The 652-nt window shown below is 26.7% G+C and carries 2 protein-coding genes; both read right to left on the bottom strand.

What is annotated here, in order from left to right; all coding sequences use genetic code 11:
- Positions 1-23: 23 nt before the first annotated feature.
- On the bottom strand, positions 24-323 hold the full coding sequence (locus tag B0A64_RS24770) for a type II toxin-antitoxin system RelE/ParE family toxin (RefSeq protein ID WP_089482102.1): 300 nt from the start codon (positions 321-323) through the stop codon (positions 24-26).
- Positions 316-567, bottom strand: coding sequence for a hypothetical protein (locus B0A64_RS24775; RefSeq protein WP_089482103.1), 252 nt, complete (start codon positions 565-567; stop codon positions 316-318). Before B0A64_RS24775 ends, B0A64_RS24770 begins: the two co-directional genes overlap by 8 nt.
- Between the last annotated feature and the right edge of the window lie 85 nt (positions 568-652).

A 652-nucleotide genomic window follows, 5' to 3' on the forward strand; every position in this document is an offset into this window, starting at 1 on the left:
AAAGTAAAACTCTGAGCCTTCTGTTATTTTATGCTTTTCATTGGATTTTGAAATGAATTAAAAACCCTAATCACAAAAATAGAATCCTCTTTTATTTGATAAAGAATCTTATAATTTCTTATTACAATTCTTCTACAATCAATTCTATATTCATCTATTTGAAATTGTTCCGGAAAAACAATATTATCTGTACAATGAAACAATTCATCTCTGATTTTAAGTACTGATTCTTTAGAGATTTCTTTCTTTAGTGAGATATAGATATCTTTTAAATCTTCTTTTGCATTTTTAGTCCAAAAAACGACAGTTTTAGTATTACTCATTACCCCAATCTTCCATTTCTTTCGACAGATCTTCTTTCGAAATTATTCGATTGTATTTGATATCTTCTAAACCTTCTTCAACCTTATTATGATAATCAGACAATGTCAAAGGATATCCCTGTGCATCATAAGAAACCACTTCATTCAAATAATTATCAAAAACAGAAGAAACAATTCTCAACACTCTCTCATCTGCTAAATCTAATTGATTTCTTATTTTATCTTTTAATTCCGGAAGTCCCATGATTCTAATTTTAGAAATTCAAAGTTACGAAATATTAAGAATGGAAATTTTAATGCGAGAATTTTAAATTCCAAAATTGGATTAA

Source organism: Flavobacterium araucananum, assembly GCF_002222055.1.
GTDB classification, from domain to species: Bacteria; Bacteroidota; Bacteroidia; order Flavobacteriales; family Flavobacteriaceae; genus Flavobacterium; species Flavobacterium araucananum.